Consider the following 14062-nt stretch of genomic DNA (forward strand, 5'->3'; position numbering starts at 1 on the left):
TAAACCCGCCATCAGGCGGGTTTAAGTGAGTTAAGCAACAAGATATAAAAACTTCTGTAATCCCGTTCTAACTAGTCATTTGCCAATAGTGCAAACACATCAGACATACAAAAATTAAGATGCCAGGCATATGGCTCTGCCGTGATCATGAACCTCTACTAAATAACTGTGCAGATTTTTGATGGCATCAGCATAGTCATCTTCGTCAATAATAAATTGCATATCCACCTGACGCATTGACTGATGCATCGCCAGCACACTGATATTTTTCTCAGCCAAAGCACTGACTGTACGTGCCAGAATGCCGGGGATTTTCATATCGCTACCAATCGCCGACACAATAGCCACTTTCTGCTGATTGATTTCGGCTTCTGGAAACTGCTCCTGCAGAGCCTCACGAATCCGGCGAATATTCTTCAAGCTAGCCGTCAGATAATGGGTAATCGTATTGGCATTGATATCTTTGGAAATGATATGTGCTTTATTTTTGCGTATTTGAGCCAGAATTTCGCGATCATAGACATCGATATTACCCGCCATATCCTGATCAAACAGCTCAAAGGCATAAACGTGTTTGCATCCAGCGATAATCTCCACACAAGGCTTGCTGCTGATGTAATCACCAGTAATCAATGTGCCTGCGTGCTCTGGTTCGAAGGTATTACGCACCCGTAACGGAATATTATTCTGCCGTAAGCCTTTGGCTGCTTTGGGATGAATGGCTTCCATGCCCAGATTAGCCAGCTGATCAGCCACATCGTAATTGGTCCGGCCAATCGGCACCGCATTGTCTTCACCTACCAGACGTGGATCGGCACTGCTCAAATGGAACTCTTTATGAATAATCGCTTCATTGGCATTAGTTAATACAGCAATACGACTGAACGTCATTTCACTGTAGCCGCGATCAAAGGTCGACATCAGACCATCATCGCTATGGGCATAACCAGTGACGATAGGTAACTCTTTGCTCAGATCAATTTTGGCAAACGCCTTATCAATACGCTCATCAAGTTTCATGTGCTTGTCGGTCTGCCAACCGGTCAAATCAACATAACGAGCATTGATTTTATCTTTTTTCAGTAATGTAGCTGTATTCCAAGCACTGTGCGCTTCACCGATGCTGGCCAGCATTTCACGTACTGTTGCCAGATGCATATCCAACGCAAAATGACCATGCTGGCAAAGACGTTGTAAATCTGCCAGTACCCGTTCTGCATCTTCAAGCCGTTCACCAATAAACTCATTGGCTTGTTTTAATGTTTTTTTATCGTTGAACAATTGTTGATTGATGGCAAAAATCTCTTGCTTGAGCTTTTCCATTGCCTCAATCCAGCTGTCATCATTCAAGCTGTTGGCGAACTCTGCATAGACACCTGATGTGCCATTTTTCTTGTGCTCTAGCAGCAGATTAGTAATACCACCATACGCTGAAACAACAAAAACACGATTGTAAATTGACTCGTTATGAACCGGTTTAAGAATAATATTGTCGCGCACCGCGACATAGTCGCTCATTGAGGTGCCGCCTATTTTTTCTACCGTATGAAATTGCATATCTACTCTCTGTTAATTCGTTGTACTCCGGACCAAACCGGAAAGGCTGCATTGCCTGTTATTCAGTTACCGCTTCGGCATCTAATTCATAGGCACCTTCAGCGTTATGCACTTCTTTACCATTCAATGGCGGGTTGAACACACAGGCCAGATGCAGTTCTTTAAACGCACGCAGGATGTGGCGATCATGCTGATCAAGGTTATATAAGGTACCTGGTGTGATTTTGTAGACCTTGCCATCATCCAGCGTTTCCACTTCCCCTTCACCACTGATGCAATATACCGATTCCAAATGATTCTGATAATGCATACGGAAATCAGCACCGGCATAAATAGTGGTGATATGGAATGAATAACCCATGTTGTCATCTTTCAATAACATACGAGTACTCTCCCAATTACCATCCGGTGAAACGATACGGCGAGAGGTTTGTTGAGCTTCTTGTAATTGTCTGACGATCATGTTTTGTCCTCTATAAATGCTTTTCAACAGCCAGTGATCGGAAAACCGATCACTGGATTGTGAAGATAGATAATGCCGAGCTGATTAACTTGCTACTTTTTTGCTGGCAGGTTCAAACGTATCGGATTTACTGGCTTCATCACTGACAGAGTAATCACCTTCAAAAAAGTCTTTTTCTTCCGGAATGCTGTCTGCTTTATCACAGACTTCTTTAATCGCTTTCTCCAGAATATCGATACCTTTTTTCAGGTTTTCATCGGTGATGGTCAGCGGACATAAGAACTTAACGACATGATCATCGGCACCACTGGTTTCAATAATCAGACCGTTTTGGAAACATTTGCGGGTGATCTGGCCAGCTAATTCACCACTGACACAATTGATACCACGGAACATGCCACGACCATGTGAGTTGAAATTACCTTCGCCATATTTGGCAACGATCGCATCTACCCGATCAGCAATATATTGGCCTTTACGCTGTACTTCTTTGGCGAATTTATCGTCTTTCCAGAAATGATCGATAGCAGCTTTGGCGGTAACAAACGCATGATTATTGCCACGGAAGGTACCGTTATGTTCACCTGGAGACCATTGATCGACTTCCGGTTTCATCAACACAATGGCAAATGGCAAGCCATAACCACTTAATGATTTCGATAAGGTGACAATATCAGGATAAATGCCAGCTTCTTCAAAACTGAAGAAGGTACCGGTACGGCCACAACCAGCCTGAATATCATCCACAATCAGCAATACATCATGGCGTTTGCAGATCTCTGAAAGACTTTGTAACCAGTTCATTGAAGCGGCATTAATACCGCCCTCACCCTGAACGGTTTCGACAATTACTGCGGCTGGTTTATCAACACCACTACTTGAATCAGACAACATCTTGTCGAGCAGATTGGTGGTATCAAAATCATCGCCCAGATAACCGTCATAAGGGATTCGGGTTGAACCATGTAAGGCAATACCAGCACCACCGCGATGGGTAGAGTTACCGGTAACCGATAGAGCACCTAAACTCTGACCATGCCAACCATTAGTGAAGGAAATGATATTTTCACGGCCAGTTTTCTTACGAGCAATTTTCAATGCTGCTTCTACGGCATTGGTTCCGGTCGGGCCGGTAAACATAACGACATACTCAAGATCCCGCGGCTTTAAAATATTCTCGTTAAAACTTTCCAGGAATTCACCCTTGGCACGTGTATGTAAATCCAAGCCCTGAGTAATACCATCACGTTGGATGTATTCAATCAGTTTTTCTTTGAAAATCGGATGATTGTGGCCATAGTTCAGTGAACCGGCGCCAGCGAGGAAGTCGATGTATTGGTTGCCATCATCATCGTAAATCAACTCGCCTTGGGCCTTGTCAAATAAACGAGGGAACGCGCGGGCATATGAACGCACTTCTGATTCGATCTCTTCAAAAATTTTCATTCGCTTTTCTCTCCTGTGAAAATTGAGGCCATCGCTGACCTGAATTCGGTATTAATTGTTAATTACGCTATGGGTTTAAACGGTCCGACTTTGACTAACATTTCTGTATCATGCTGATTGGCAAAATGTTGGTGGCGATCAAACATCACACTGCTGCTAATTTCGGTATCCAGCTTACGAGCCAGACTTTCAAATAATCCCCATGACGCTTTGTTATCAGGGGTTATCGTAGTTTCAATGCGTTTGATATCGCGGTTTTGTTCACGCGACAGAATTTCTTTAAGCATTCGTCCTGCAAGTCCTTGTCCTCGAGCCTTTTCACCAACTGCAACCTGCCACACAAATAATGTCTCGGGGCGTTTTGGGATGCGATAGCCGGAAATGAACCCAACCAGTTCATCGTCAAGCACAGCAGCAACCGCTGTTTCAGCAAAATGACTGCTTTGCAACAAGTTGCAATACATTGAATTGGTATCCAATGGCGGACATTCAGAAATAAGTTTGTGTACAGCCGCACCCAACTCTGCCGTTGGTTGCATCAACTCGATAGATAAAGGTGCTGGATTAACCTGGGTCATATTTACAATCAACTCTAATGTTTATGTCACTAAATACTTAGTGAGATATAAAAATTCTTAAACCCCGCCAATATTGCCTTTAATTAATATAATCATATATTTATGACTTGCGAATGACAGAATCTAAATATATAGTACACTAAACAAATTAAAAGTCCAGACCACTTTTTAAACTGCTTTATAGTTTGAGAGCTTTAAAAAAAGCTTCATGAAACACTGGCTTTCAGTCAATACAACAAGAAAAGCGGTCTGCCCCAAGTTGAACTATTTATTTAAAAACGTGGGAAAATATGTTGAATTCAATTCAAATTAATACTGAAACTATCGACGCACTTGGTCTAAATAAAGAGCAAAGGGAACACCTGTTGAATCATATTGAAGAAGTGCTTATTGCATTGCGCCGGGTTATCCGCGCCACTGATCTACATTCCAAATATTTGGCCAAAACTACTGGGCTAACTGCGCCGCAGATCCTTTTATTACAAACTCTGCGTGATAAAGGACAAGTGACTATTGGGGAGTTGGCTCAGGAAATGAGTTTAAGTCAGGCTACGGTAACGACAATATTGGATCGACTGGAAAAACGTGGACTGGTTTATCGTCAGCGTTCTCAATCTGATAAACGTAAAGTACATGCCTATTTGACTGAGGCTGCGACAGAAACGCTTAAAAGTGCACCGATTCCATTGCAGGATCGTTTTACCCGTGAATTCAGTAAATTAGATGAATGGGAACAGGCGATGATTATGTCCGCCTTAAAGCGTGTTGCACAAATGATGGATGCCCAGCATATTGACGCTTCGCCAGTTTTGGATATTGGTATGCTGGATCGTTATGAAGATGAACAGGATATAGTCAAAATGCCAACCAAAAAACGTTAAGATTTTTTCAGTTCATTGCCATTTGCCAAAAGACGTTCAACCTCACCCACAGGAAGCGGTTTGCTAAAGTAATATCCTTGTAACTCCTGGCACCCCATGGTGGTCAGCATTTCTACCTGCTCAAGCGTTTCTACACCTTCGGCAATGGTTCTCAGACCAAGGTTTTCTGCCAGTTGAACGATGGTTCGGGCAATAGCTGCGTCTTTAGGATTATCGACGATTTCATCAACAAAGCTTTTATCAATTTTCAGTGTATTAATGGGGAAGTTTTTTAAATAGCTCAATGATGAATAGCCGGTGCCAAAATCATCAATTGCCAGTCCCACACCCATTTCTTTTAACGCGGTTAATAATGGAATTGTTTCCATTATGTCTTTAAGCATCGCAGTTTCAGTTATTTCCAGCTCAAGTGAAGCTGCAGGTAAACCAGATGCCTGCAAAGATTGCCCTACCTGCTCAAGTAACAGCTGCTGATTAAACTGCATGGCAGACAAATTCACCGATACTCGCCAGTTGTTGTTGAATTGTTGTTGCCATTGATAAGTTTGCAAACAGGCTTGATTTAACACCCACTCACCAATGGCTATAATCAAACTAGTCTTTTCAGCCACATCTATAAAAGTTAATGGTCCGAGTAATCCCTTAACTGGATGCAGCCACCGTAATAACGCTTCAAATCCAATAATTCGTTGGGTTTTGACATCAATCTGTGGCTGATAAAACAATAAGAATTCATTACGTTTCAGAGCTTGGCGCAGATCCTGTTCGGTTTGCAAACGCTCAAAAAGATAATCATTCATTTCTGCTGAGAAAAACTGGTAATTGTTGCGACCTAACTCTTTAGCATGGTTCATTGCCACATCAGCATGCTGCATCAATGCCTGAACGTCATCACCATCTTCCGGAAAGATAGCGATACCGATACTAACAGTGCTGTATACATTGAGCCCATTGATGTCGAAGGATTTTTCAAATTTCGCCACAATCCGCTGGGCAATATTTGCCAGCACATCCACATTATCAATATTGGTTAACATGACGGTGAATTCATCACCGGCAAAACGCGCTACGCGATCATCTTTATCTTTGCTCACCGCGATTAAATCTGCATCACGAAGACAATCCTTTATCCTTGCTGCAGCCTCACATAACAACGCATCCCCAACTTGATGACCATAGGTATCGTTAATATGTTTAAAGTGATCTAGATCGATAAACATTAGTGTTAACGAATGTTGTTTATGGCGTGCGCGGGCGATAGCCGTTTCCAATTGTTCGATAAACAAACGTCTATTCGGTAAATCAGTCAACGTATCGTAATAGGTGAAATAGGCGATTTCCTGTTCTGATTGTTTGAGTGAAGTGATGTCCTGCAGAGTACCAATGATTTTCCAACCATCAAAATCCTGATTTATTTCTGTTCGTTCATGTAAATAAAACAACTGCCCATTATCGGTCTGGATTCGATATTCAATGTCGTAGGCATGTTTCTGCTGAATGGCACGGCGCAAAGCCTGTTTAAATAAAGGTCTGTCATCAGGAAAAATATGACGAAGAATATGTTTGAATGAAATGGCTTGCGAGGTATTTTGTATGCCTAATAACTGATACAGATTGACACTGCATTCAAATGTCTTATGCTTAAAATCCCATTCCCAATAAATTAGATTGGCAATAGCTTGGGCCTTAGCTAGTTTAGAACGGCTCAGGCTGAGTTCACGTAACGTACTGTTAGCTTTGAGAATATAACGAACCCGATGGGCAAATAATGGCCACTTGAAGGGTTTAGTAAGGAAATCCGTAGCCCCAGCGTCAAATGCTTTCTCAATATCTTCAGCTTTATCATGAACAGTCACCATCACGATTGCTGTTTGTTGACCTTTGGGTAGCAGTCGTAATTGACGGCAACAGGTAAAGCCATCCATGCCCGGCATGGATACATCCAGCAACGCAATATCAGGTAAATACTCGGAAAATAGTTTTATCGCCTGTTCGCCGCTTTCTGCTTCAATAATGGATAAAGTCGGATCTTTAAGAGCTTGTTTCATTAACAGGCGAGTGACAGGATCGTCATCGACGATAAGCACGGTATATAGTGATTGACTATCCATGTTGCTAGATACCCGAAATTCTCAGCTTAGAAATACTGATATAAGAAAGTGCACGTAGACTCAGCGGCAGTTTATATCAGCAGTATTTACAAAAGACGATAAACTACCATAGCGGTATTTGCTTTAACCTGAGCTAGCGCACATTTCTGGCAGGTAAGTTATGGAGCGGGATTGGGAATCGCTTTATGGATATCTTCAATCGTTGTAACAACTTCATTGGAAAGCGTTAATTGCTCACTAGTGATATTGGCATGCAATTGCTGCATATTAGTCGCACCAATGATAGTTGCAGCAACAAAAGGTCGACTATTCACATAGGCCAGTGCCATTTGCGCAGGATCCAGTTGATGTTGTTTCGCTAAATCCACATAAGCTTGGGTTGCTTTAACTGCTTGCGGATTGCTGTAACGGGCATAGTGAGGCCACAAACTCATTCTGGCTGTGGCAGGAGCATCATTTTTTAGATACTTACCCGTTAATACACCAAACCCCAGTGGAGAATATGCCAATAATGGTACGTTCTCTCGATAGCTGATTTCTGCACAGCCAATCTCATAGCTGCGATTTAACAAACTATATGGATTTTGCACGGATGCTATCAGCGGTAAACTCATCGCTTTAGCCACCGAAATAAATTGCATCAATCCCCAGGGCGTTTCATTGGATAAACCGATGTAGCGAATTTTGCCGGCTTGGATCTGCTTTTCCAGTGCCTGCAAAGTTTCAATCACCGGCGTCATAGTATGCTCATCAGGATCTGGCTGATAGCCTAATTTGCCAAAATAATTAGTTTGTCGCTCCGGCCAATGTAATTGATATAAATCCAGGTAATCGGTTTGCAAACGTTGCAAGCTGTTATCTAACGCTTCGCTGATATTTTTATCATCAAATCGTGATTTACCCTGACGGATATGCCCCACCCAATCAGCACCAGGCCCGGCAATTTTACTGGCAAGTACAAGATCATCACGACGACCACGTTTGGCTAGCCAGTTACCAATAATTGCTTCAGTGGCACCATAAGTTTCAGCTTTTGGAGGAATCGCATACAGCTCAGCTGTATCAATGAAGTTAATACCCTGTGCTATAGCGTAATCCAGCTGTTCAAAAGCTTCCTGCTGTGTGTTCTGCTCGCCATAGGTCATGGTGCCGAGACAAATCTGGCTGACAGTTAAATCGCTATTACCAAGGGTATTGAATTGCATAATGGGATCCTGAGATTTTCAAACGGCAGAAACAAAACAACGCCCATTAAGAGCGTTGTGATGATATTAAAGTTGCGTATGGTCGGGACAACAGGATTTGAACCTGTGACCCCTTGCCCCCCAGGCAAGTGCGCTACCAGGCTGCGCCATGCCCCGACAAGCAACAAAACAGTGAAATTATAGCGTATTAAGCCAGAATCGTACGAATTTGTTCCAACTCTTTCAGCATTTCATCAATCAGATGTTTGCGGTTTTCATCGCTATGAGCTGCTTCGGGTTTATGTTCGGTTTCCAGTTGTTGGCGTGCACCGCCAATGGTAAAACCTTGTTCATAAAGCAGACCACGAATCTCACGGATCAAAACCACATCATGGCGTTGGTAATAACGACGGTTACCTCGACGTTTTACCGGTTTAAGCTGGGTAAATTCCTGTTCCCAGTAGCGTAAAACATGAGGTTTTACTCCACATAACTCACTCACTTCACCGATGGTAAAGTAGCGTTTACCAGGAATCGCCGGTAATTCGTTGTTGTTACTCGCCTCGAGCATAACTGTCCACCCTTGCTTTCAGTTTTTGGCCAGGACGGAAAGTAACGACACGACGGGCGGTGATTGGAATTTCTTCACCCGTTTTCGGGTTACGGCCAGGCCGTTCATTTTTGTCGCGCAGTTCAAAATTACCAAATCCAGAAAGCTTAACCTGATCACCTTCTTCAAGTGCGCCACGGATTTCTTCAAAGAACATTTCGACCAGCTCTTTTGCTTCGCGTTTATTAAAACCCAACTCTTCATAAAGTTGTTCAGTCATATCGGCTTTTGTGAGTGCCATTCTTTACCTCTATTCTTATTATTGAACCGACGTTAGGTTCTGACCACTGCACCCAACTCACTTTGCAGTTTGTTGGTTATTTGCAGCATTAATGCATCGACTTCATCGTCGGTCATGGTTCGCTCACCATGCTGGAGATGGAAGGCGACTGCAATACTCTTCTTGCCAAGCTCGACACCATCTCCAGAATAAACGTCAAACAATTGAATTGACTTAAGAATATCAGACTCAATGCCTTTCAGGCAATGCTCAATTTCAAAGGCCACAATCGAATTGTCGACGACTAAAGCGAGATCTCTGCGAATGGCAGGATAACGTGACAAAGCGGTAAATTTTGGAATGGCGGATTGCAAACAAACCGTTAACGCCAATTCAAAAACATACGCTTTACCAGTAAAGCCTAATGGCTTATTCAGTTTTGGATGTAAGGCACCGATCCAACCCACAGCTTTTCCATCTTGATAGATGCGCGCGGATTGGCCTGGGTGTAAAGCTGGATGAGCTTCGACACGATATTCAACGCTACCATTACCTAAGGCTAATAACGCTTCAACATCGGCTTTAACATCAAAAAAATCAACCTTACGGTTTGTTTCAGACCATTGTTCTGGTTTTAAATCACCGTAAACCAGACCACCAATACATTGCTGTTGGTCAATATTGGCTAGTTCACCACGAAAGACTCGTCCAACCTCAAACAAGCGCACCCGCTCCTGCTGGCGATTCAGGTTATAAACCATCGCCTGGACTAAACCAGGCCACAATGAATGCCGCATGACTGATAAATCAGCCGAAATCGGATTGGCTAACTTGATAGGTTCAGCTTCACTATCAGCGAAGTGTTTTTGTAATGTTGGATCAACAAAGCTGTAGGTAATAGCTTCAAAATAACCACGATCTACCAATAAATTTTGTAAGCGCTCGGTCGCCAATTGTTTTTCGGAAATTGCGCCGGGTAATACACTGATTTCAGGGCGGGTTTGCGGCAAACGATCATAGCCATACAGACGTCCCAATTCTTCAATCAAATCTACTTCGATATTAATATCAAACCGGAAACTTGGCACAATAACCAGCCAGCCATCTCTAACTTGCGTAACTTCCAGCCCCAACCGTGTCAGTTGTTCTTCAACTTCAGCAGCTTCCAGCTCAATTCCCAATACGCGTTTAATACGATTTGCACGTAGTAGGATTTGTGGCGTTTCTGGTAATGCACTTTCTTCACTGACCACAGTAAGTGGGCCTGCCTGACCACCGACAATCTCCAAAATCAAGCTGGTGGCACGTTGCATTGCTTGTTGTGCCAATTCGGGATCAACACCACGCTCAAACCGATGAGATGAATCAGTATGCAATCCATAACTTCTAGCTTGACCGGCGATAGCATCCGGCGCAAAAAAAGCCGCTTCAAGGAACAATGTATTTGTAGCAGAATCCACTGCTGACGCTTCACCGCCCATAATGCCTGCCAGTGCCAAGGGTCCAGATGCGTCGGCAATAATCAGCGTTTGTTCAGCAATCTCAACTTCCTGACCATCCAACAAAGTTAGTTTTTCATTGGCTTTGGCAAAACGCACGGTAATGGACTGCTGTAATTTTTGCAGATCAAAAGCATGCATTGGCTGACCAAGTTCAAGCATCACATAATTGGTGATATCGACAACTGGACTGATACTACGCAAGCCACTACGACGCAGTTTTTCCTGCATCCACAATGGGGTTTTAGCATTTGGATTAATATTCTCAATCACCCGGCCAATATAATTCGGACAGGCTTGTGTAGCTTCAACTGAAACCGGAAATGCTGTCTGAATAGTCGCAGCGACATCGTTAATCATGACCGGAGTCAGATTGGTGCGACTAATCACACCCAGTTCACGGGCAATACCGGCAACCCCAAGGCAATCACTGCGATTAGGCGTTAAGTCAACTTCGATAGTGAAATCATTTAATGCCAGGTAATCACGGATGTCCTTACCAACTGGAGCGTCTCCCGATAACTCCAGCAGACCTTCAGAGGATTCTGCCAAGCCAAGTTCTTTAGCCGAACACAACATGCCAAATGAAGGCTCACCGCGCAGTTTGGCTTGTTTGATTTTGAAATCACCTGGCAACACAGCACCGATAACAGCAACTGGAATTTTCAAACCCTCTCGAACATTGCTGGCACCACAAACAATGTGCAGTAATTCATCAGCAGCAACATCCACTTCACAAACCCGCAATTTGTCGGCATCCGGATGCGGGACAACTGATTTCACTTGACCAACCAATACGCCGGAAAAATCACCGGCAACCGGCGAAACAGAATCAACTTCCAAACCCGCTTGAGTCAGTTTCTCGGCAATCACCTGCACGTCAAAATCAGGATTTACCCATTCACGTAGCCAATTTTCGCTTAATTTCATGGCGAACTTCCTATCCTATTTGAACTGACGCAGGAAGCGCAGATCGTTCTCAAAAAATAATCGTAGATCATTCACGCCATAACGCAGCATCGCCAGACGTTCAACGCCCATACCAAATGCCAGACCCAGATATTTTTCACTATCAATATTGACGTGTTCGAATACTTTTGGGTGCACCATGCCGCAACCTAAAACTTCCAGCCAACCGGTATGACTACATACGCGACAGCCTTCGCCACCACAGATCACACACTCAATATCAGCTTCTGCTGAAGGTTCGGTAAACGGAAAATAGGAAGGACGAAAACGTACATTCAATGGTTTTTCGAAAAATGCTTGAAGAAAGTCCGCCAGAATACCTTTGAGATCGGTAAAACTGACATTCTCATCAACCATCAAACCTTCGACCTGATGGAACATCGGCGTATGCGTTAAATCCGAGTCACAACGATAAACACGTCCTGGTGCAATGATTCGTAACGGCGGTTGCTGTTCTTCCATCACCCGGATCTGTACCGGTGAGGTATGAGTACGCAGCAGCATTTCAGCGTTGAAATAAAAGGTATCGTGCATCGCGCGAGCTGGATGACTTTCAGGTATATTCAGTGCGGTAAAGTTATGATCACCGTCTTCGATTTCCGGGCCTTCAGCAATTTGAAAGCCGATTTGACGGAAATATTGTTCGATTCTTTGCAGAGTCCGTGTAACTGGATGCAGACCACCCACCTCAGCATTACGACCAGGTAACGTGACATCCACAGTTTCCGCAGCTAATGCGGCATGCATTGCTTGTTCGGCTAGAACTTTGGTGCGTGCTTCTGTCAGACCAGCAACTTCCTGCTTGGCCAGATTCACTTCCTTACCAATTAGAGGGCGTTCTTCAGCACTGAGATTACCTAACTCATTAACATATTTGGTAATCAGACCTTTCTTACCCAGATATTCGACCCGGACATTATCCAGTGTTTTAGCATCAGTCGCGTTTTGAATCGCGGTCTTCGCTGCCTCAACAATATCTTTTAATGCTAATAACTGCGATGACAGTTCAGCCATATTTCCTCCACCTGAGGATCAATCAGAAATAAAAAAGGGCCGTCATCAACGGCCCTTTCATGTGCAACTAATAATGAGATTCGCAGAAGCGAACCGGGAGATTAGTTAGCCAAAGCCGCCTTTGCTTTTGCAGCAATAGCAGCAAACGCAGCAGAATCGTGATAAGCAATATCTGCCAATACTTTACGATCGATTTGGATAGATGATTTTTTCAGACCATCAATCAAACGGCTGTAAGACATTCCACATTCACGGGCAGCAGCGTTAATACGCGCAATCCACAGTGTACGGAATACACGTTTTTTCTGACGACGATCACGGTAAGCATATTGACCGGCTTTAGTAACTGCCTGAACAGCTACACGATAGACATTCTTGCGACGGCCATAATAACCTTTGGCTTGTGCGATAACTTTTTTATGACGGGCTCTGGCTGTTACACCACGTTTAACTCTAGCCATTGGAATATTCCTTAATTATAGAAGAGGCAATAATTTGCGGACTGACAAATGATCAGCTTTGCAGATTGTCAGCGTGGAACGCAGTTGGCGTTTCCGCTTAGTGCTTTTCTTGGTCAGGATATGGCTGGTAAACGCTTGAGCGCGTTTAAATTTTCCGCTACCGGTACGTCTGAAACGCTTCGCCGCACCGCTATGGTTTTTCAATTTTGGCATTTGGAACTCCGCATTGTTAATTAATAATAGTTATTTTTTATTACTTGGTGCCAAAACCATAATCATCTGCCGACCCTCTTTCTTCGGATGCTGCTCGATAACCGACAGTTCTTTCAGATCATCAGCTACTCGTTCGAGCAGTTTCAGTCCTAAGTCCTGATGGGCCATCTCACGTCCACGAAAGCGGAGGCTGACTTTGGCTTTGTTACCTTCTTCGAGGAAACGTGTCAGGTTGCGTAGTTTTACCTGGTAGTCACCCTCTTCCGTCCCTGGTCGGAATTTTATTTCCTTAACCTGTATCTGTTTTTGCTTTTTCTTAGCAATGGCTTTTTGTTTATTAGCCTCAAACACATACTTGCCGTAATCCATAATACGGCACACTGGTGGTTCTGCCTGAGGGGCAATCTCCACCAAATCCAGCTCGGCTTCTTCCGCTAACTCCAAGGCTCTCGCCAATGAGATAACGCCTAGTTGTTCACCGTTTGCATCGGTTACACGAATTTCTTTGGCTGTGATTTCAGAATTCAGCCTTTTTTGATCTGTAGCGATGTTTTTAATCCTCTAAAATAATTCGACCGCGGCCAGCAACGTCTTCTTTAAGCAATGAAACGAAGCTCTCAAGCGACATAGCGCCTAAATCTTCGCCTTTGCGAGTACGTACTGCCACGGCATTTTCTTGTGCTTCGCGATCCCCAACAACGATCAGATAAGGTACGCGCCGCAATGTGTGCTCGCGTATTTTAAAGCCAATCTTTTCATTTCTCAAGTCCGTATCGGCTCTAAATCCCTGATTTTTCAATTGTTGGGCAATTTGTTGAACATATTCTGACTGTTTATCGGTAATTCCCATGACCAT

Annotated in this window: 15 protein-coding genes and 1 tRNA gene; 1 reads left to right on the forward strand and 15 read right to left on the reverse strand. The window is 43.7% G+C overall.

Annotation, left to right across the window (positions count from 1 at the left end):
* Positions 1-114: 114 nt before the first annotated feature.
* The 4 genes from Q7V21_RS12940 to ectA all read right to left on the reverse strand — a co-directional run bounded on the left by Q7V21_RS12940 (position 115) and on the right by ectA (position 4044).
* Entirely contained in the window at positions 115-1557 is a 1443-nt protein-coding gene (locus Q7V21_RS12940) for an aspartate kinase (protein ID WP_304917690.1), read from the reverse strand.
* A gap of 58 nt (positions 1558-1615) precedes the next feature.
* On the reverse strand, positions 1616-2020 hold the full coding sequence (locus Q7V21_RS12945; protein WP_069296589.1) for an ectoine synthase: 405 nt from the start codon (positions 2018-2020) through the stop codon (positions 1616-1618).
* An 84-nt stretch (positions 2021-2104) separates the two neighbouring features.
* Complete coding sequence (gene ectB / locus Q7V21_RS12950) at positions 2105-3466, reverse strand: diaminobutyrate--2-oxoglutarate transaminase (protein ID WP_069296588.1); 1362 nt, start codon at positions 3464-3466, stop codon at positions 2105-2107.
* A gap of 62 nt (positions 3467-3528) precedes the next feature.
* Positions 3529-4044, reverse strand: a complete 516-nt coding sequence (gene ectA, locus Q7V21_RS12955; protein ID WP_304917691.1) for a diaminobutyrate acetyltransferase — start codon at positions 4042-4044, stop codon at positions 3529-3531.
* Between the two features lie 290 nt (positions 4045-4334).
* Here ectA and Q7V21_RS12960 point away from each other — a divergent pair, with 290 nt between their 5' ends.
* Positions 4335-4925, forward strand: coding sequence for a MarR family winged helix-turn-helix transcriptional regulator (locus Q7V21_RS12960; RefSeq protein ID WP_136555596.1), 591 nt, complete (start codon positions 4335-4337; stop codon positions 4923-4925).
* On the opposite strand, the gene Q7V21_RS12965 is transcribed toward Q7V21_RS12960, so the two are convergent.
* The 11 genes from Q7V21_RS12965 to Q7V21_RS13015 form a co-directional block, all read right to left on the reverse strand.
* Positions 4922-7036: an EAL domain-containing protein gene (locus Q7V21_RS12965; RefSeq protein WP_304917692.1), complete on the reverse strand. Its 2115-nt coding sequence runs from the start codon at positions 7034-7036 to the stop codon at positions 4922-4924. The two genes, Q7V21_RS12960 and Q7V21_RS12965, sit on opposite strands and share 4 nt — an antisense overlap.
* A gap of 158 nt (positions 7037-7194) precedes the next feature.
* The gene (locus Q7V21_RS12970; protein ID WP_304917693.1) at positions 7195-8241 is read right to left on the reverse strand and encodes an NADP(H)-dependent aldo-keto reductase; all 1047 of its coding nucleotides are present in this window, start codon (positions 8239-8241) and stop codon (positions 7195-7197) included.
* Positions 8242-8320: 79 nt separating this feature from the next.
* A tRNA-Pro gene (locus tag Q7V21_RS12975) sits at positions 8321-8397 on the reverse strand.
* Positions 8398-8428: 31 nt separating this feature from the next.
* A complete protein-coding gene (locus Q7V21_RS12980) occupies positions 8429-8791 on the reverse strand; it encodes a MerR family transcriptional regulator (protein ID WP_069296584.1) in 363 nt (120 codons plus the stop codon).
* Positions 8775-9071 (reverse strand): integration host factor subunit alpha, encoded by a 297-nt coding sequence (gene ihfA / locus Q7V21_RS12985; protein WP_014706670.1) that lies wholly within the window; start codon positions 9069-9071, stop codon positions 8775-8777. Before ihfA ends, Q7V21_RS12980 begins: the two co-directional genes overlap by 17 nt.
* A 32-nt stretch (positions 9072-9103) precedes the next feature.
* Positions 9104-11479: a phenylalanine--tRNA ligase subunit beta gene (pheT, locus tag Q7V21_RS12990; RefSeq protein ID WP_304917694.1), complete on the reverse strand. Its 2376-nt coding sequence runs from the start codon at positions 11477-11479 to the stop codon at positions 9104-9106.
* Positions 11480-11494: 15 nt separating this feature from the next.
* A complete protein-coding gene (gene pheS, locus Q7V21_RS12995; protein WP_304917695.1) occupies positions 11495-12532 on the reverse strand; it encodes a phenylalanine--tRNA ligase subunit alpha in 1038 nt (345 codons plus the stop codon).
* Positions 12533-12633: 101 nt separating this feature from the next.
* Positions 12634-12993: a 50S ribosomal protein L20 gene (gene rplT / locus Q7V21_RS13000; protein ID WP_069296581.1), complete on the reverse strand. Its 360-nt coding sequence runs from the start codon at positions 12991-12993 to the stop codon at positions 12634-12636.
* A 15-nt stretch (positions 12994-13008) separates the two neighbouring features.
* A complete protein-coding gene (gene rpmI / locus Q7V21_RS13005; RefSeq protein ID WP_084003046.1) occupies positions 13009-13206 on the reverse strand; it encodes a 50S ribosomal protein L35 in 198 nt (65 codons plus the stop codon).
* 30 nt (positions 13207-13236) lie between these two features.
* Entirely contained in the window at positions 13237-13764 is a 528-nt protein-coding gene (gene infC, locus Q7V21_RS13010) for a translation initiation factor IF-3 (protein ID WP_084003045.1), read from the reverse strand.
* A partial coding sequence (locus Q7V21_RS13015; RefSeq protein ID WP_304917696.1) for a His/Gly/Thr/Pro-type tRNA ligase C-terminal domain-containing protein occupies positions 13760-14062 on the reverse strand: 303 nt, incomplete at its 5' end. The genes infC and Q7V21_RS13015, both read right to left, overlap by 5 nt.

This window comes from Methylophaga sp., assembly GCF_030651745.1.